This is a genomic window from Salegentibacter sp. T436, assembly GCF_001932675.1.
Classification (GTDB): domain Bacteria; phylum Bacteroidota; class Bacteroidia; order Flavobacteriales; family Flavobacteriaceae; genus Salegentibacter; species Salegentibacter agarivorans.
This window is the reverse complement of record NZ_CP012872.1, coordinates 2,062,438-2,079,725: the sequence shown is the minus strand read 5'-3', so window position 1 is coordinate 2,079,725 and position 17,288 is coordinate 2,062,438. Positions and strand designations below refer to the sequence as shown.

Here is a 17,288-nt window from a genome sequence, read left to right as displayed (position 1 = left end):
GGCAAAGATAGTAGGATTTTGCTGCTCTAAAATTTAAATTGCGATAAAGAATAATTAAATTTTAAATCTAAAGTTTCTGATCTTTTTCCAGATTAATTCGCTTTATTCCATACTTATCTACTAAATAGATCAATGAAGTCATTGTAGCAGCTCCAAGTTCCAGCTCACGTTTGTTTACGTGTTCAAAGGTATCAGTTGCCGCGTGATGATGGTCAAAATATCTTTGTGAATCTGGTCTTAATCCCGCAAGTACAATATCTCCCTTTTTCAACGGACCAATATCGGCTCCACTTCCACCTTTTTCAAAATAATGAATCAGGTAAGGTTCAAAAAGTGGTTTCCAACTTTCAATTTGCGCAAATTGAGCATCATCGGCTTCAAAAGAAAATCCGCGAGGAGTGAATCCTCCGGCATCACTTTCTAAAGCAAAAATGTGATTTTCGTTTTTACTATGTGCTACATCGGCATACTTATTCCCGCCGCGTAAACCGTTTTCTTCATTCATAAAAAGTACCACCCTAATGGTTCTTTTAGGTTTATAGACGGTTTCTTTAAATAAGCGCAAAACCTCCATAGATTGCACTACACCCGCACCATCATCGTGAGAACCATCTCCCAAATCCCAGGAATCCAGGTGGCCGCCAACTACCATAATTTCTTCCGGAAATTCGCTACCTGTTATTTCCCCAATTACATTGTAAGATTGTACTTCGCCGTGATTTTCTGAACTCAATTTAAAATAAAATTCAAGGTCTTTTTTCAGCTTCAAAATTCCGGAAAGATATTCGGCATCTTTAGTACTAATCGCCGCAGCTGGAATTCGTTTATTATTTGGTAAATCGCCATAGCTCATTGAACCCGTATGCGGATTTTCATCTATTTTATGACTTAAAGAACGTACAATTACGCCGGCAGCACCGTATTTAGCAGCGGCTTCAGCCCCCGAATAACGCTGATCTACACACCCGCCGTACGCCTCAAAAGTTTGAATAAGTTCAGGATTCATTGGGCGATTATAAAAAACAATTTTGCCCTTTATTTCATCTTTATAATTTTCTAAATCTTCAATTCCCTGCACTTCTATAACATTTGCTTTTAAACCGCCGGTAGCAGTGGCAACAGAGCCCCCAAGAGCTGTTATACTTACTTCTGTAGTCATTCCCGGGCCGGTTTGTATATAAGCGTGTTCACGAGCTCCACGCGTCCATTTTGGAACCATAACCGGTTGTAGCCAAACCTTATCAAGACCAAGTTCTTCTAACTGTGTTTTAGTATATTCTACCGCTTTTTGCGCATTTAACGAACCCGATAACCTACCTCCAATTTTGTTAGAAAGATGGTCCAGCCAATTGTAGGCTTTACCATTTACCAGCGCAGCAGAATATATCTCCCTAATTTTAAGAGAATCTTCTTTAGTTTCAGGAGCCTGTGCATTAAGATTTAGTGTAAGAAAAAGGCCAAAAAAGGCGAAAATGTATAATTTCATCGGGAAAATAGGATTTAAATTTTCATGTTTTGACTGCTAAAATAAATATTCCTTTGGAAGCTTCTGTTTTAATTCTTTATAGTTTCTATAAAATTTAGGAAACAATTTCTAGCTACCTGTGTGATAACAAAGAATATGCCTTAAAAGTATTTGAATTTGCAGAATTTTAATCGACTTACTTTAAACCTAAAAAAAGATAAATTTTATATCTTCGCCGCTAAATTATAGCAGTTTGAACAAAGCAGAAAAAGAAGAGATAATTACCAAAGTTACCAGCCTTTTAAAGGAAATCCCGTCCTCTATGGATATTGTAAAAAAGGGAGGTAACCGTCACAAACGTTTTGAATATCTCGCCACACATATGGTGGAGAAGGCGATTGAAAAAGACGCTCTTATTATTTCTGAAAACCGAATGGGAATTGCTATTTTATTTAAAACCAGCAAAAAAGACGATAACTTTCTGAAAGATATTTGGAGCCAAATTGGTTTGGTTTTAAATGTTACCGGAATAAAAAACGCTTATCGCATTGTAAAAAACCAGAATTATATTAAAAAACAACGCCCACAAACTGGGGAATATCTTTACTGCTGGTTCTGGGGTATTTTGGCTGAATCTCGCGGTGCAGATACCCAGGTTGGTAAAGAAATGAAAGACGAATTTTACCGCCAGGCAATAGAATATCAAATTCCACTATATGCCGAAACCAGAATGCGTAAAAACGCACTGGTATATCAGCGATTTGGATTTGAATTATTCCACGAATGGCAACACCCAAGCGGAGATACAATGTATTTTTTAAGATATAATCCGCCGCCGAAAAAAATCGATTAAATTCTCTAAAATTTGCTTCCGAAGAGTTTTACGTCTTCTTCAGTAATTTTATCGCCCCCTAAAATAATGAGCCGTTCTACAACATTACGAAGTTCACGTATGTTTCCGCGCCAGTCATATTCTTTAAGAGTTTTTAAGGCATCTTCGGTAAATTCTTTTTTACCCGAACCATGTTCCGCAGAAATCTTTTCGCTAAAATAATCTATAAGTAAAGGAATATCTTCCCGGCGTTCATTTAGCGAGGGTACTTCTATTAAAATTACCGCAAGCCTGTGATATAAATCTTCCCTAAACTTTTTGTCTTCTATTTCTTTTTTTAAGTCTTTATTGGTTGCTGCAACAACCCGAACATCTACTTTTATGTCTTTGCCGCTACCCACGCGGGAGATTTTATTTTCCTGAAGCGCTCTTAAAACTTTGGCTTGCGCCGAAAGACTCATATCACCAATTTCATCAAGAAAAATTGTACCTCCATTGGCAACTTCAAACTTACCGGCACGATCTTTATTTGCTGAAGTAAACGCCCCTTTAACGTGACCAAAAAGTTCACTTTCTATTAATTCTGAAGGGATTGCAGCACAATTTACCTCTACCATTGGCCCTTTCGAACGTTCACTTTTTTGATGTATCCAGTGAGCCACCAATTCTTTCCCTGTACCATTTTGCCCGGTAATTAGCACCCGGGCATCTGTAGGAGCTACTTTTTCAATAAGTTCTTTAATACGCTCAATCCCTTCTGATTGGCCTACCATTTCAAAATTCTTACTAACTTTTTTCTTAAGCCGTGTATTCTCTACAACAAGCTCTTTGCGGTCTAGGGCATTGCGAACGGTATTAAGCAGTCTATTAAGATCTGGTGGTTTTGCGATATAATCAAAAGCGCCTACTTTCATTGTATTCACGGCGGTATCCAAATCTCCGTGACCAGAAATCATTACCACGGGAATTTCAGGCTTTATTTTCATGATTGCCTCCAGGACTTCTACTCCATCCATTTTGGGCATTTTAATATCACAAAGTACAAGATCATAATCTTCGTCTTTTATCTTTTCAATTCCTTCCAGGCCATCTACTGCTTCTTCAACTTCATAACTATCATTTTCTTCGGTAAGGATTTTAACTAAAACCCTTCTAATTGCTGCTTCATCTTCTATTAATAAAATACGTGCCATATTATAAAATACTAAATTTTAAGCCGCCACGGGCGTAGAATGTATTGTTTTCGTCTATTGTATACAGGTCCTCCCTGTCTTTATCTCTTAATCTAATATCATTCATAACCGTATAACCGGCATAGGTATAAAATGCTATATTATCTGTGATATTATACTGGTATCCCAAACCGCTTAAAACTATGGTCATAGACATACTTTCTGCAAGCCGGTTTGCGCCAGGATTTGTTTGCGGATAAGGATTAAAGTTTTGCTGAATATTAGCAAAAAACCCATCTAATGTTACAAATCCCTGAACTTCATGTTTGTTGTTAAAATAATATTTCAGGTTGGTTTTAGGTATTCCAAGCCCATAAGACCAATTTTCATCAAAACGCTTATAATAATTTATTACAGGCAATGGAAACGGAAAACCGGTTGTGGTAGAATAACTAAGTCCCAAAATAAGCCGCCAGGGTTCTATGTAACGCTCATCTTCTTTAATTTTTATAAAATAAACCGACCCGGTGTAAATAAAATCATCTTTAACCAACTCACTGGTAGCGAAGTTAGAAGCAATTTTCACCCCGGTCTCAGCGCCAAAACGCCATAACTCGTTCATTTTAAATGTGTAGCCTATTTTACCTGTAAAAGATTGAAACCTATCCAGGTTATTGGTGGTAAAAGCTTCGCTATTTTTATATTTAAAATTTACGTTTCTATATTCTACTCCCGGAATTAAATAGGCTCCTTTTCCATTTAATTTAATGGGTAAATTAACAAAGGTTCTAAATCTACGAAATGAATTATCTGAATCTGACTGCGGAAAATAAGTATATTCTATTCGGGCTAAATCTGTAGTTTGGGACGTTGCCGGAAAAGTTACAGCTCCTAACATCAGGAAAGCTATAATTTTAAAGGTCTTCATCATTTTTTGATAAATTTTGGGTTAGGTTTTGGGTAGGATAAAAATGCACATCCCGCTGTGGAAACGGAATTGTGATGTTATTTTTCCTAAATTCTTCATCTATTTTAAATCTAAGCTCACTTTTAATTTTTGGATCTACAAAGCTATCGGTTACGTAAAAATGGAGTGAAAACACTAAAGAAGATGCTCCAAAATCGTCAAAGAGAACAAATGATTCAGGGCTTTTCACAATACTTTCGTTTTCACTGGCACATTTCAACAAAATATCTTTTACTTTTTGGGTGTCACTCCCGTAGGCCACACCAACCTGAACGCCTTCCCGCGTAGTTGCATGGTTTTGGGTATAATTATAAATTACATCGCTAATAAATTTATGATTGGGAATAATCATCACCTTATCATCTCTGGTAAGGGCACGGGTGGTTCTTAGTTTAATTTCAAAAACACGGCCTACCCTGCCTTCCATTTCAATAACATCTCCAACTAAGAGCGATTTATCTATAATTATAAAAACCCCTCCAATAATATCCTGAAAGAGCTCTTGTAAAGCTAAACCTATACCAACAAAAAGTGCAGCCGAAGCTGTTAAAAGTATGGTAATATTTATTCCGGCAGAGCTTAAGGTGATTAAGATTACCACTAAATAGACAAAATATTTTATAAACTTAAAAACGCTTATAAACTTCTGTTTGTCTCCCTTGGCCAGTTTACTTGTAATAAAAGATCTAATTAACCTAAGAACAACACTGGTCACAATAAATGCGATAACTACCAGTAAAATAAGCCCTACAGTTATTTCTATTGGCGTACCACTAACCTCATATTTGAAAAGGATAAGATTCCAAAAGTCCACCAGGCTACCCCAGATATCTTCTTCCACCACTTCTAAGATCGCCTCTGATGTTTCTGATTTTTGCTGTTCCTGCATTCTCTAATATTTGAGCCATTTGAATAGTTCTTTGTAACTGGCTTTTTTACCATACATAAGAATTCCTACTCTATAAATTTTAGCTGCTATCCAAATTACTATAAAATTGGTAATAATTAAAAGTGCTACAGAAATTGCGAGTTCCCACCACGGCACTCCAAAGGGTACACGCATTAACATAACTATTGGAGAAGTAAGAGGCACCATTGAAAAAATAGTAGAAACTGTACCATGCGGATTTTCTATTACCGAAAAGAAACCCACATAAATACCTAACATTAAAGGTAAAATTACCGGAAACATAAATTGTTGGGTATCGGTTTCACTATCTACCGCCGCACCAATTGCAGCGTAAATAGAACTGTAAAGGAAATAACCACCAATAAAATAAATAAGGAAAAATATAATTAATTTAAGAATTGGTAAATTAAGCACATCCATTACCAGCTGCGCTATTTCGGGTTGTGCAATTTGCTCAACCGTCTCTAATTGTGATTTCTGAACAGTAAAAATATCAATGCCTAACACGTAAAACGAAGTCATTGCTAAAACTCCAGCTAATAGTACCCAAATGGTGAATTGCGTGATTCCTGCTAAAGAGGTACCTAAAACCTTTCCCATCATAAGTTGAATGGGTTTTACTGAAGAAACAATAATTTCAATAATTCTATTTGTTTTTTCCTCAATAACACTGCGCATTACCATGTTACCATAAATGATAATAAACATCATTAATAAATAACCCGCAGCGCCACCAAAAAACATTTTTATATAATTAGACATTTTGGACGTACGCTCTCCAGAGAAATTCTGAATTTCAATTCTAACCTCGGTTTTAGCTTCGTTTAATTGGTTTACATCAATACCTCGCTCAATAAGTTCTTCACGTGTAAGCCTATCGGCAATGGTTTTTTCTATAGCCTGGATAGTTCCTAAACCGGGAGATTCTTTCCCAAAAAACTGAACGCCTTGAAGATCTCTATTAATATTTTTAGGAATATATATAAGCCCGTAATAATCCTGTTCATTAACCATTTGTTTTGCTTCTTTAAAGCTCTTTCCAGAAAGGTCTAAATATTGAACCTGTTCCTGATCTTTAAATTCTGAAGCAAACATTTCAGTCTCATCATACAAACCAATAATACGTTGTTCGCTGCTATTCAGCATACTTAAATAAGCGATAAGTGCGAACATCCCAACCAGAATTAGCGGACTTAAAAAAGTCATGATAATAAAGGTTTTATTCCTTACCCGCGCCAAATATTCCCGCTGAATTATAAGCTTTAAATTACGCATGTTGAGTTACGGTTTTTATAAAAATATCGTTTACTGATGGAATAACTTCTACAAAATGATTTATCTTGGCTTTAGCAAGAAGATAATTTAATAATTGGTTAGGAGTTTCACCTTCTTTAAGCTGAATGGTTAATTTAAGATCGTCGTTTATACTTTTAAAATTAGTATTACCAACCACGAATTTTTCTTTTAATTCTGCTAAAAGAGCGGTATCATTTTCTGTTTCCAAACCTACTTCATAGGTGTTAGATTTATATTCCCGTTTTATTTCTGAAACTTTTCCGTCTAATAATTTATTGGACAAATGAATTAAAGCCATATAATCACATAATTCTTCTACACTTTCCATTCGGTGGGTAGAAAAAAGTATAGTTGCTCCTTCTTCTTTAAGCTGAAGGATTTCGTTCTTAATTAAACCAGCATTTACAGGATCAAAACCACTAAATGGCTCATCAAAAATTAACAGCTTAGGCCTGTGTAAAACGGTGATAATAAACTGGATTTTTTGCGCCATCCCTTTAGAAAGTTCCTGGATCTTTTTATCCCACCATCCTTCAATTTGTAATTTCTTAAACCAGTATTCCAGGCGTTCTTTGGCTTCAGCTTTAGAAAGTCCTTTTAATCGAGCCAGGTAAAGTGCCTGCTCCCCAACTTTCATAGATTTATAAAGTCCGCGTTCTTCCGGCAGGTAACCAATATGCGCAATATCATTGGGCTGTAAAGGTTTGCCGTCTAGATAAACCTGGCCCTTATCTGGCATGGTAATTTGGTTAATTATACGTAGCAAAGTGGTTTTTCCTGCACCATTAGGGCCTAAAAGACCAAAAATACTACCACGCGGAATGGCTATTGAGACATTATTTAGTGCAGTAAAATTGCCAAATTGTTTGTAGATATTTTCTGCTACTAAAAGATTTTCCATATAAAAGTGTTGGTAAAAAAAATAAAATAGCTCGAGAGATAATTCACCGGGCATTCATAGCAAACAGCTGTTTAATTTTCCGGGCAATTATGGCTAATGTTAATCTTCATTATCGAGTAAATATATTGAAATCACCCGAGAGATGTTTTGGATTAAGAAGAAATTATAACTTTCCAGATTGCTCTAAAAAACAAAACCCACCCTTAATAAATTAAGGATGGGAAAAAAATTGCTATGAAAAAGAAAAATTATCACTAAAAGACTTAGTGATAATCAAATATATAAATTTTTTCTTAAAACCGGGGTTCTAAGAAAACATATCTTTAACTTTTTCAAAGAATGACTTATCACTTTTCTCCGGATTCGGCTGGAAGTTCTCGTCTTCAGCCATTTTCTCAAAGAAATCGCGTTGTTCTTTATTTAAATTTTTCGGGGTCCAAACATTTACATGGACCAATAAATCCCCTTTGCCGTAGCCGTTAAGATTTCCAATTCCTTTTCCTCTAAGTCTAAGAATTTTTCCAGATTGGACGCCTTCTTCAACCTTTATTCTCACTTTACCGGTTACAGTATCTATTTCTCTTGAAGAACCTAAAACAGCTTCAGACAAACTAATGTACAAATCGTAATGCAGGTTATCTCCTTCACGTTGCAGGCTATGGTGCTCTTTTTCTTCAATAGCTACCAATAAATCTCCTGGAACTCCATTACCCGGAGCATCGTTTCCTTTTCCGGCAACTTTTAACTGCATTCCATCTTCAACCCCAGATGGGATTTTAATAGAAACAGTTTCTTCTTTTTGTACCAATCCGTGCGCATCAGCCTCTGGCGGTCTATGGTCTATAATCTGTCCAGAACCGCTACAAGCTGTACAAGGCGATGCAGTTTGCATTCTTCCTAATATCGTATTGGTTACACGAGTTACCTGGCCTGTACCTTTACAGGTAGTACATGTTTTATAAGTTGTACCGGGAGCCTGGACTTTTCTTTTTACCTTAATCTTTTTCTCGGCACCATTAGCAATTTCTTCTAAAGTAAGACTCACCCTAATTCTAAGGTTGCTTCCTTTAGCACGTCTTTGGCCACCGCCAAAACCGCCACCAAAACCAGAGAAGCCTCCGCCACCACTGAAGCCACCTCCAAAGATGTCTCCAAACTGGCTGAATATATCGTCCATATCCATTCCGCCGAAGCCTCCGCCTCCGCCGCCACCTTCAAATGCCTGGTGGCCAAACCTGTCGTAACGGGCTCGTTTATCTTCGTTGCTAAGTACTTCGTAAGCTTCAGCCGATTTTTTAAACTTTTCTTCAGCCTCAGCATCTCCCGGATTCTTATCTGGGTGATACTTAATGGCCATTTTTCGGTATGCTTTCTTTATTTCGGCGGTTGAAGCATTCTTACTAATGCCTAATATGTCGTAATAATCTTCTTTCATGGTCTCGTTTTGCGAATTCTAAAAAAGCTTTTATTTGCCGGTTACAACCTTTGGATACCTAATAATACGATCTCCTAATTTGTAACCTCGCTCTACTACATCAACTATCTTGCCCTTAAGCTTATCTTTAGGTGCTGGTATTTGGGTAATAGCTTCGTGAATTTCGGAATCAAAGGCATCGCCTTCTTTCACATTCATTGCCTCAAGCCCTTTACTGTTAAGCGTTTCTTTAAATTTATTGTGAATAAGTTCTACGCCCTGTACTAAATTTTTATCACCAGATTTTCCAATTTCTTTTAAAGCTCTGTCAAAATCGTCTAAAACTGGCAACATGGCGGTCATTACTTCCTGGTTGGCAGTTTTAAAAAGCTCTAAACGCTCTTTAGAAGTTCTTCTTTTGTAATTTTCAAACTCTGCAAAAAGACGTAAAAATTTATCTTTTTCTTTTTGAAGATCTTCTTTTAGCTTTTCTTCCTCAGTAAATTCAGGCGAGTCGTCATTGTTATCCTCGTTTTCCTTTTCACCTTCTACCTCGTCTATAGCTTCATCTATAGCATCTTCAATTTGATCTTTAACAGGTTGGTCCTGTTGCTCTTCTCTTATATCTTCTTTCTTATTGCTCATTTTTATGCATTTTAATACAGCCTCAACGGGTCAAAATCATTGCCAATTATGATTCGGTGTCAAAATGTCACTACGCAATAATTCTTAAAATTATTTAGTAAATATTTAGCATTAGGGTGTATGAAGTTTATTTAATTTTGCAGACTAAAATAAAACTAAATTTTAACACAAATGAGAAAATCAATTTTAAGCACTTTTGTAATTGCAGCTTTTTTAACTGCGGTTGTAGGATGTAAAAACGATAAAAATAAAGCAGAAACTTCTGAAGCTAAAGATGCAGCTACTGCTCAAGCTGAAGCTATGGAGTTTTCAGTAGATACTTCGGCTTCTACTATTGAGTGGAAAGGTAGCAAACCTACAGGTGAGCATACTGGTACTATTAAACTTGCTGAAGGTACTTTTAGTGCTAATGACAGCATTATTGAAAGCGGAAATTTCGTGATTAATATGCAGTCTATTAATGTAACCGATCTTGAAGGAGACGATAAAAAAGATCTTGAAGCTCATTTAATGGGAACTGTAGAAGGTAAAGAAGGAGATTTCTTTAACGCTACAAAATATCCGGAAGCTACTTTTGAAGTAACTGAAATTACTGAAGAAAACGGCCAGAAAATGCTATCTGGTAACCTTACAATAAAAGAGGAAACTAAAAACGTTACTTTCCCGGTTAGCATTAACCAATCTGATGATAGTATTGAAATCACCAGCGAAGAATTCACTATAGATAGAACAAACTGGAATGTGAATTTTGGTTCTAAATCTGTTTTTGACGGACTTGGAGACAACTTTGTAAGTGACGATATTACTTTAAAAGTTAATCTTAAAGCTACTAAAGCTTAAGAAGATTCAAAATTTGAATACAAAAAAAAGGCTGCCAAATTTGGCAGCCTTTTTTAATGCTTAAAAACTTCAGTAACCCTAAATTAAATCTTCCAGGGCTTTAGAGAGGTTTACATATTTAAAATTATAACCTTCCTGTTCTATTTTATCACTACTCACCAATTGACTGGACAAAACCAGGCGGGACATTTCTCCCAGCACTAATTTAAGTGCTACTTTAGGAACATTAGGCAACCAAACTGGTTTCCCTATTTGAGAAGCCACTTCGTTAACCAGTTCTTTATTAGTAACAGGATTTGGTGCTACAGCATTATAAACGCCGGTAAGCTCTTTTTCTAAAGCGAACATAAATATCCCACTAATATCGTCTATATGAATCCAGGATTGCCACTGTTTCCCATTTCCCAAGGGAGAACCTACATTAAAGTTTACCGGTTCTTTTAATTTTTGGAGCATTCCGCCGTTTTTAGCAAGAACAAGTCCTATTCTAATTTTAGCTACTTCAATGCCCAGGTCTTTAAAATTATCTACAGCTTCTTCCCATTTTACCACCACTTCTCCTACAAAAGAATCATCTACCCCCTGGTCTTCTTCAGTATATAATTTCTCCAGGGAACTTGGGTAGATACCTATGGCACTGGCTGAAAGCAGGTTTTTTACCTCGTGCCCATTTTCCTGTAAACAAGTGTAAAGTAAATTTGCCGTTTCGGTACGGCTCTTTAAAATTTTCTTCTTTTGTTCTGGCGTCCATCGTTCTGCAATACTGGCACCAACAAGATTTATTATAGTATCTACGCCTTCTATGGCCTTACTGTCTATTTCATTCTCGTTAGGATTCCAATAAAAACCTTTATAGTCTGTTTTGTTTTCCAGCTTGTCTTTACTGGTAGAGAGGTAATGAACTTTTATTCCTTTTTCCTGACACAACCGACTAATTTTAGATCCAATTAAACCGGTAGCTCCTGTGATTAATACTCGCATTTTTCTTTACAAGATAGCAACAAGTATAAACCTCCACTAAAGTTTATCACCTATTTAACAACAAAATAGCCTACTTTTTTAATGCTCTTAACATTTCTCGTTTACCTGGAGGCCCGGGAAGCCTTTCAACTATAAAACCTGCAGTTTGCATAGCCCTTCTTACACTTCCTTTTGCCGAATAAGTAACTAAAACCGAGTTATTTTTCATCGCAGCGAACATTCTGGAAAAAATATCTTCAGTCCATAGTTCGGGTTGAACCCTGGCACCAAAGGCATCAAAAAACACTAAATTATATTGATTAATATCTTCAATTTCTTCAAAGCGCTGCTGTTGTTTTTCAAGCTGAAAATTTTCTGAAATATCTACTTTTTTATTCCACGGAATTTCGTGCATACTTCGAAAAGTTTCTATTTGATTTTCTGCGGAAAGCATTTCGGCATAATTCAGTGCTTTTATTTCAGAAGTTGAAACGGGATAAGCTTCTACCCCAGTATAATCTATCTTTAATTGAAGCTTTTGAGCTTCCAAAAAAGTAATAAACGCATTTAGGCCGGTACCAAAACCAATTTCCAAAATAGCGGGATTTTTTTTCTTATTTAGTTCAACCCAGTATTCCAGGCCCATTTTTATAAAAACGTGCCGGGCTTCCTGTATTGCACCGTGTTTAGAGTGGTATTGCTCATCCCATTCGCTTAAATGAATAGTAACCGAGCCATCGCCGGTCTTTATAATTTTTCTTTCCACATTATTCCTTTAAAAGTACGCCGTTCGCAATAAACGCCCTGGAAACCTCAGGGGAAGTAATTGCTGCTATTTCTGCTTCAGATTTCCCTTCATCTTCGGCATAATGTTTTTGATCTTCAATAGACATTTGGTTTATAAAAGCTTTTCCTTCTACAATCACATCGGTATTTTCGCTGTCTTTCGGTACAAAAAATCCATAATCTTTAAAAGTCACTCTTACATCTTCCCCTTCAGGAAGTTCTAAAATCATCCAGCAACCTTTCTTTTTACAAACATTATTGATTTTTGATTTAAATTTTAAATCTAAAGTATCACCGGGTTTCAGGGAATTGAATTTATTAAGAGCTTCGCTGGAAGAAATAGCACTTTTTGAACTTATTTCGGCTCCAAAAGAATTATAAGAAGTGGTATTGTTTTCAGCTACAATTTCTGTCTCTTTATTAGATTTTTCATTTTTACAACCTATAAATATTAAGGATAAAGCCAATATAGCAGCGAATTTTTTCATTTTCCTATTTTTAGTTAAAACCTTGCAAGTAAACAAATTTACCAAAACTTTAGATTTTGATTCTGTTTTAATTTAGGTAAATTTGTTAACTAAATTAATGATAATGAAATACGATACTAACCAGCTTGAAATTAATAAAGTCCAAAAATCTAAGATTGAAGAGGTAAATTTTGAAAACCTGGTTTTTGGCGAAATTTTCACCGATCATATGTTTGTATGTGATTATGAAAATGGCCAGTGGCAAACCCCTAAAATTACACCTTATGGGCCAATTCAACTAGATCCATCGGCTAAAGTATTTCATTATGGGCAAGCAGTTTTTGAAGGAATGAAAGCCTACAAAGATGATGAAGACCAAATTTGGCTTTTTAGACCTGAAGAAAATTATAAAAGAATAAATAAATCCAGCGCCAGATTGGCAATTCCTGAATTTCCAAAAGATTATTTCTTCCAAGGATTGGAAGAATTATTGAAATTGGATAAGGATTGGATAAAGAAAGGTTTTGGGAACTCGCTGTACATTCGTCCGTTTGTAATTGCTACCGAGGAATGCGTTTCTGCCAATCCTGCAACGAAATATAAATTTATGATTATTTGTTCTCCCGCCCAGGCTTATTATAGCGGCGAAGTAAGAGTTCAGTTTTCAGAAAAATACAGCCGTGCTGCCGATGGTGGTGTTGGAGCTGCCAAAGCTGCCGGGAATTATGCCGCGCAGTTTTACCCTACCAATCTTGCTAAAGAAGCCGGGTTTCAGCAAATAATTTGGACCGATGCTAATACGCATGATTACCTTGAGGAAGCTGGAACAATGAATATTTTCTTTAGAATTGGAGATAAACTTATTACTGCTCCTACCAGCGATAGAATTTTAGATGGAGTTACAAGAAAATGCGTGATAGATCTCGCAAAAGATATGAATATTGAGGTTGAAATTAGAAGAGTTCCAGTTTCAGAAATCGTTGAAGCCGCAAGGAAAGGTGAGCTAAAAGAGATCTTTGGTTCAGGGACCGCGACAGTTATTAACCCGATTGCCGGTTTTGGATATAAAGATGAAAAATTTGAACTACCAAAAATGGAAGATTCCTACGGAAAATCTTTTAAAGACCGCCTAATGAAAATTCAATACAACCAGGCTGAAGACAAGCACGGTTGGAGATACCAGGTGAAGTAATTTTTCCTGATTTATATAAATTAAACCTCACAGATTTAAAAACTGTGAGGTTTAATTTGCTTTAACCTGAAGTTGTTTCAGATTCTAATTTTGAACTATTCCTGATTAAATTATTCCGATGGGAAACGTACCGGCAGCGTAAATTTTCTATCTAATTCAGGTTTTCCTGAAGCATTTGATTTTTCAAAAATTAAATAGCCTTTTTTATCTTCAGGAAAATTGCCAAAAGACATTTCGGTAGAGAACGGCACAAAATCGTTGGTCATCCATTCACCTTTCGCTTTTATAGAAGTTTCTGCCAGGGTAATATAATTTTTATCAACTAATCTAACAGGCGCTTCGGCTTCAAAAAACCAGGTTCCGCGTGCTTCACCAGAAATTTGTATGGGAGAATTAATAAGCGTATTTACCGCAGGTTTTTCAACTTTTATAAGATCTGAAAGTTCTTTACGCTCTTCAGCATTCTTCCTGAAAAAATAAAGAGAGCTCATTATTTTATCCAGTTGCATCTTACTTTTTTCATTAATTTCTCCTGAAAACCTCACTTCATCTTCACCCATTGGATCGCATTCTTGCATAGGCTTTGATTCTCCCCCGGTTGAAATGCAGGTAGCATTAAAATTTTCAATTTGATAATGCACAAAAATACCTCCGTATTCATCCCACTTTTCCGGAGACTGGTAAAACTTTAAATAATAAGCCCAGGCCTCACCGTTTTCTAAAAGGTAAACCCGCGAATCGTTTTTATTAAAGTTAAAAGATAAATCCAGGACCGATTCCCAATTATTAAAAGATTTTTGTTTACCTGAAGGCCCATCTACGCCAAAACCTTTAGGTAATAATGCGATATACGCTATTTCGGGTTCTTCGTGAATAGCGAGCGGTTTACTAATATCAACTTTTTTTGAATAAACATTTACTACAGAGCTGTTTGCCGGTAATTCGTCTTCTAAAACTTCAAAATTTGAAGGATATTCCAGGGCAAAATTCCAGGTACTATCAACATATTTTTGAACTTCATTATTGATTTTTTTAGTATTCTGTTCTTCTTGGTCTTTAGAAGTTTCAGCACTCCCGGGATTATTTTTACAACCAAAAGCTGCAAGTACCAGCAACATAGAGAGTAACGAAATTTTCATACTATTTTATTTTTAAATTAGTCAACAGTTTTAATTTATAAATTCAACCTTTTAGCACTTTCACTATATTGGGTTTACAATAGTTAGAACCTTTAATAACTTTGCCTTTCTCATTATAAAGTGGGTTTCCATCTTCACCAAGTTTACTCATATTACTACGCTGAATTTCATTAAAAATGGCTTAAATTTTATGTTCCAGGCCGTGCTCAATAATGGTTCCGCATAAAACGTACAGCATATCGCCAAGAGCATCGGCAACTTCGGTTAAATCACCCTTACTTGCAGCTTCAAGATATTCTTCGTTCTCTTCCTTCATTAATTCATAGCGCAAACGATTCTTTGTGACTCCCAATGATGCCTGCGGATTTTCTGCAATTCCCAGCCTAAAAGTTTTATGAAATTCCTTTACCGCAGCAAGTGTCTTTTTCATCTGTTTATAATTTAAAATCGATTAGAGGTTAAGCCTAAAACCTTAACTTTGCATAAAATTAAATAAAATGTTTAGCACCGGCCAACTCATTTTCGCGGGTTTATTTGTGTTTGTTTTTATAATAATAATTGCATTTAGTTATAAAAAAGACACCGTATTACATAGAAAGCAGTATAAAGGAAGTTTATGGGTGCTTGTAGCATTTCTTGCTTTTATAGGACTTCTATTTATTTTAAAGGGCTTCTTAAATCCGTAGTTTACTTCATATAAAGTGAATTACTAATTATGTTAAATTAAGTATCTTCGCTTATAAACCCACCAATATGAAAATTTTAAAATATCTATTCTTCCTACTGCTTATTGTAATAATTGCAGGTTCTATTTATATCGCTACAAAAGATGGTGATTACCAGGTTGAAGAAACCAGGGTAATTACAGCACCGGTAGAAATGGTTTTCCAGGAAGTAAATGAATTTAAAAATTGGGAGAACTGGGAACCCTGGTCGGCTGAAGCAGATGATATGATTATTGAATACGGCGCAAAAACCAGCGGCGATAGCGCTTCTTATTCCTGGAAAAGTGAAAACGCGGGCGATGGGGAAATTAAGACTATTTCAGCAAAACCTTATTCAGAAATTGAGCAGGAAATAATTTTTAAAACTCCATTTGGCGAATCTATCAGTGATGTTTACTGGGAATTCAACGAGATAGAAAACGGCACTCAAGTTACCTGGGGAATGAAAGGCAAACAAAGTTTTATGGAGAAACTGGCCTTTACTTTCCAGGATAAATCTATTACTGAAATGATGCGGCCAAAATTCCAGACCGGGCTAAATAATATGGAAAGTGTAGTGCTAAATAAGATGGATAAATACACTATTAATGTAGACGGAGTTATTCAGCACGGGGGCGGTTACTATATGTACACCACCACTGCCAGCAAAATTAGCCAGGTAGATGAAAAAATGGCGTCTATGTTTTCTGAAGTTTCTACTTATATGGATGAAAACGGAATAGAAAAAAGCGGCAATCCGTTTGTTCTTTATAACGAATGGAATGAAAATTCTGGAAACGTAATTTTTTCCGCAGGAATTTTCACTCCCAGCGAAGTAATTACTCCGGCTGCAAGCGAAATTTTAACCGGATTTTTACCAAACCAGAAAGTTTTAAAAACTACCCTAAAAGGAGATTATAAGAATTTAAAGGAAGCCTGGGATAATGCATATAATTATATTGAAGCAAACGATCTTGAAATGGCAGAAGACACAAAGAATTTTGAAGTGCATTTAACATCGCCAGAGAACGTGGCAAATCCTGCTAAATGGATTACACACTTATATATTCCGGTTAAATAAACAGGTATGCTTAAACAACTATTACTGATTTTCTTAGGTGGCGGACTTGGCAGTGCGTTGCGCTACCTCATCAGTAAAAGTTTGAATTTTGAAACTGCATTTATTCCTTTTGGCACTTTTACGGTAAATATCCTGGGAAGTTTACTTTTGGGATTAATCCTGGGAATCGCTGCTAAATCTGATTTTTTCTCGTCTAATATTGTTTTATTTCTTGCCGTGGGTTTTTGTGGCGGCTTTACTACCTTTTCAAGTTTCGCTTTTGAAAATCAGGCACTTTTACGTTCCGGAGATTATCTAAATTTCTTCTTTTACACCTTCGGAAGCATAATTCTAGGAATTTTGGCTGTCTTTTTAGGTCTTTTCCTCTCAAGATTGACCTAGGCCCTGGTCAAAAAATTAGAAACAAATCAAAACACATATGTAATTTAAATTAACCCCTAATTTTTTAGGGGTTGTTTTTATTTATTTCACATTAATTTAGCATAGACCCCTATTTTTTAATAGGTGTTATGATATT

General features: G+C 35.9%; 17 protein-coding genes and 1 pseudogene. 5 read left to right on the top strand and 13 right to left on the bottom strand.

Going from position 1 to position 17,288, the window contains the following annotated elements:
• Positions 1-67 precede the first annotated feature (67 nt).
• Complete coding sequence (locus AO058_RS09210) at positions 68-1,486, bottom strand: M28 family peptidase (RefSeq protein ID WP_075326172.1); 1,419 nt, start codon at positions 1,484-1,486, stop codon at positions 68-70.
• A 301-nt stretch (positions 1,487-1,787) separates the two neighbouring features.
• On the opposite strand from AO058_RS09210, the gene AO058_RS09205 reads away from it, so the two are divergent.
• Positions 1,788-2,318, top strand: a complete 531-nt coding sequence (locus AO058_RS09205) for a hypothetical protein (RefSeq protein WP_394333630.1) — start codon at positions 1,788-1,790, stop codon at positions 2,316-2,318.
• 5 nt (positions 2,319-2,323) lie between these two features.
• Here AO058_RS09205 and AO058_RS09200 read toward each other — a convergent pair whose 3' ends face one another.
• The 7 genes from AO058_RS09200 to AO058_RS09170 all read right to left on the bottom strand — a co-directional run bounded on the left by AO058_RS09200 (position 2,324) and on the right by AO058_RS09170 (position 9,602).
• Positions 2,324-3,490 (bottom strand): sigma-54-dependent transcriptional regulator, encoded by a 1,167-nt coding sequence (locus AO058_RS09200; RefSeq protein WP_075326170.1) that lies wholly within the window; start codon positions 3,488-3,490, stop codon positions 2,324-2,326.
• A gap of 1 nt (position 3,491) precedes the next feature.
• On the bottom strand, positions 3,492-4,400 hold the full coding sequence (locus tag AO058_RS09195) for a DUF6268 family outer membrane beta-barrel protein (RefSeq protein ID WP_075326169.1): 909 nt from the start codon (positions 4,398-4,400) through the stop codon (positions 3,492-3,494).
• Positions 4,384-5,325 (bottom strand): mechanosensitive ion channel family protein, encoded by a 942-nt coding sequence (locus tag AO058_RS09190; protein WP_075326168.1) that lies wholly within the window; start codon positions 5,323-5,325, stop codon positions 4,384-4,386. The genes AO058_RS09195 and AO058_RS09190 overlap by 17 nt, the downstream gene beginning before the upstream one ends.
• Before the next feature lie 3 nt (positions 5,326-5,328).
• Positions 5,329-6,621 carry an ABC transporter permease gene (locus tag AO058_RS09185; RefSeq protein WP_075326167.1) on the bottom strand — a complete coding sequence of 431 codons (1,293 nt, stop codon included), beginning with the start codon at positions 6,619-6,621 and terminating at the stop codon, positions 5,329-5,331.
• Positions 6,614-7,543, bottom strand: a complete 930-nt coding sequence (locus tag AO058_RS09180; protein ID WP_075327936.1) for an ABC transporter ATP-binding protein — start codon at positions 7,541-7,543, stop codon at positions 6,614-6,616. The genes AO058_RS09185 and AO058_RS09180 overlap by 8 nt, the downstream gene beginning before the upstream one ends.
• A 307-nt stretch (positions 7,544-7,850) precedes the next feature.
• The gene (dnaJ, locus tag AO058_RS09175) at positions 7,851-8,978 is read right to left on the bottom strand and encodes a molecular chaperone DnaJ (RefSeq protein WP_075326166.1); all 1,128 of its coding nucleotides are present in this window, start codon (positions 8,976-8,978) and stop codon (positions 7,851-7,853) included.
• A gap of 30 nt (positions 8,979-9,008) precedes the next feature.
• Positions 9,009-9,602, bottom strand: coding sequence for a nucleotide exchange factor GrpE (locus AO058_RS09170; RefSeq protein ID WP_075326165.1), 594 nt, complete (start codon positions 9,600-9,602; stop codon positions 9,009-9,011).
• A 171-nt stretch (positions 9,603-9,773) separates the two neighbouring features.
• On the opposite strand from AO058_RS09170, the gene AO058_RS09165 reads away from it, so the two are divergent.
• On the top strand, positions 9,774-10,442 hold the full coding sequence (locus AO058_RS09165; protein ID WP_075326164.1) for a YceI family protein: 669 nt from the start codon (positions 9,774-9,776) through the stop codon (positions 10,440-10,442).
• Between the two features lie 78 nt (positions 10,443-10,520).
• Here the strand turns inward: AO058_RS09165 and AO058_RS09160 are convergent, their stop codons facing one another.
• From AO058_RS09160 to AO058_RS09150, 3 genes are all read right to left on the bottom strand, one after another.
• Complete coding sequence (locus AO058_RS09160; protein ID WP_075326163.1) at positions 10,521-11,423, bottom strand: TIGR01777 family oxidoreductase; 903 nt, start codon at positions 11,421-11,423, stop codon at positions 10,521-10,523.
• A gap of 70 nt (positions 11,424-11,493) precedes the next feature.
• Positions 11,494-12,168, bottom strand: a complete 675-nt coding sequence (mnmD, locus tag AO058_RS09155; protein ID WP_075326162.1) for a tRNA (5-methylaminomethyl-2-thiouridine)(34)-methyltransferase MnmD — start codon at positions 12,166-12,168, stop codon at positions 11,494-11,496.
• Position 12,169: 1 nt separating this feature from the next.
• Positions 12,170-12,676, bottom strand: a complete 507-nt coding sequence (locus tag AO058_RS09150; protein ID WP_075326161.1) for a DUF4920 domain-containing protein — start codon at positions 12,674-12,676, stop codon at positions 12,170-12,172.
• 103 nt (positions 12,677-12,779) lie between these two features.
• On the opposite strand from AO058_RS09150, the gene AO058_RS09145 reads away from it, so the two are divergent.
• Positions 12,780-13,847 carry a branched-chain amino acid aminotransferase gene (locus AO058_RS09145; RefSeq protein ID WP_075326160.1) on the top strand — a complete coding sequence of 356 codons (1,068 nt, stop codon included), beginning with the start codon at positions 12,780-12,782 and terminating at the stop codon, positions 13,845-13,847.
• A gap of 110 nt (positions 13,848-13,957) precedes the next feature.
• Here the strand turns inward: AO058_RS09145 and AO058_RS09140 are convergent, their stop codons facing one another.
• Positions 13,958-14,986 (bottom strand): Gmad2 immunoglobulin-like domain-containing protein, encoded by a 1,029-nt coding sequence (locus AO058_RS09140; protein WP_083634159.1) that lies wholly within the window; start codon positions 14,984-14,986, stop codon positions 13,958-13,960.
• A gap of 43 nt (positions 14,987-15,029) precedes the next feature.
• Positions 15,030-15,416 (bottom strand): annotated as a pseudogene (locus tag AO058_RS09135) (hypothetical protein).
• Positions 15,417-15,739: 323 nt separating this feature from the next.
• On the opposite strand from AO058_RS09135, the gene AO058_RS09125 reads away from it, so the two are divergent.
• Positions 15,740-16,771, top strand: coding sequence for an SRPBCC family protein (locus AO058_RS09125; RefSeq protein WP_075326157.1), 1,032 nt, complete (start codon positions 15,740-15,742; stop codon positions 16,769-16,771).
• A 6-nt stretch (positions 16,772-16,777) separates the two neighbouring features.
• Complete coding sequence (gene crcB, locus AO058_RS09120) at positions 16,778-17,152, top strand: fluoride efflux transporter CrcB (RefSeq protein WP_075326156.1); 375 nt, start codon at positions 16,778-16,780, stop codon at positions 17,150-17,152.
• The last annotated feature ends 136 nt before the right edge of the window (positions 17,153-17,288 follow it).

Bases quoted from the DNA above. Each gene is read 5' to 3' on its own strand.
- AO058_RS09210 (WP_075326172.1), bottom strand. From the start codon at position 1,486: ATGAAATTATACATTTTCGCCTTTTTTGGCCTTTTTCTTACACTAAAT.
- AO058_RS09205 (WP_394333630.1), top strand. From the start codon at position 1,788: ATGGATATTGTAAAAAAGGGAGGTAACCGTCACAAACGTTTTGAATAT.
- AO058_RS09200 (WP_075326170.1), bottom strand. From the start codon at position 3,490: ATGGCACGTATTTTATTAATAGAAGATGAAGCAGCAATTAGAAGGGTT.
- AO058_RS09195 (WP_075326169.1), bottom strand. From the start codon at position 4,400: ATGATGAAGACCTTTAAAATTATAGCTTTCCTGATGTTAGGAGCTGTA.
- AO058_RS09190 (WP_075326168.1), bottom strand. From the start codon at position 5,325: ATGCAGGAACAGCAAAAATCAGAAACATCAGAGGCGATCTTAGAAGTG.
- AO058_RS09185 (WP_075326167.1), bottom strand. From the start codon at position 6,621: ATGCGTAATTTAAAGCTTATAATTCAGCGGGAATATTTGGCGCGGGTA.
- AO058_RS09180 (WP_075327936.1), bottom strand. From the start codon at position 7,543: ATGGAAAATCTTTTAGTAGCAGAAAATATCTACAAACAATTTGGCAAT.
- dnaJ (WP_075326166.1), bottom strand. From the start codon at position 8,978: ATGAAAGAAGATTATTACGACATATTAGGCATTAGTAAGAATGCTTCA.
- AO058_RS09170 (WP_075326165.1), bottom strand. From the start codon at position 9,602: ATGAGCAATAAGAAAGAAGATATAAGAGAAGAGCAACAGGACCAACCT.
- AO058_RS09165 (WP_075326164.1), top strand. From the start codon at position 9,774: ATGAGAAAATCAATTTTAAGCACTTTTGTAATTGCAGCTTTTTTAACT.
- AO058_RS09160 (WP_075326163.1), bottom strand. From the start codon at position 11,423: ATGCGAGTATTAATCACAGGAGCTACCGGTTTAATTGGATCTAAAATT.
- AO058_RS09150 (WP_075326161.1), bottom strand. From the start codon at position 12,676: ATGAAAAAATTCGCTGCTATATTGGCTTTATCCTTAATATTTATAGGT.
- AO058_RS09145 (WP_075326160.1), top strand. From the start codon at position 12,780: ATGAAATACGATACTAACCAGCTTGAAATTAATAAAGTCCAAAAATCT.
- AO058_RS09140 (WP_083634159.1), bottom strand. From the start codon at position 14,986: ATGAAAATTTCGTTACTCTCTATGTTGCTGGTACTTGCAGCTTTTGGT.
- AO058_RS09125 (WP_075326157.1), top strand. From the start codon at position 15,740: ATGAAAATTTTAAAATATCTATTCTTCCTACTGCTTATTGTAATAATT.
- crcB (WP_075326156.1), top strand. From the start codon at position 16,778: ATGCTTAAACAACTATTACTGATTTTCTTAGGTGGCGGACTTGGCAGT.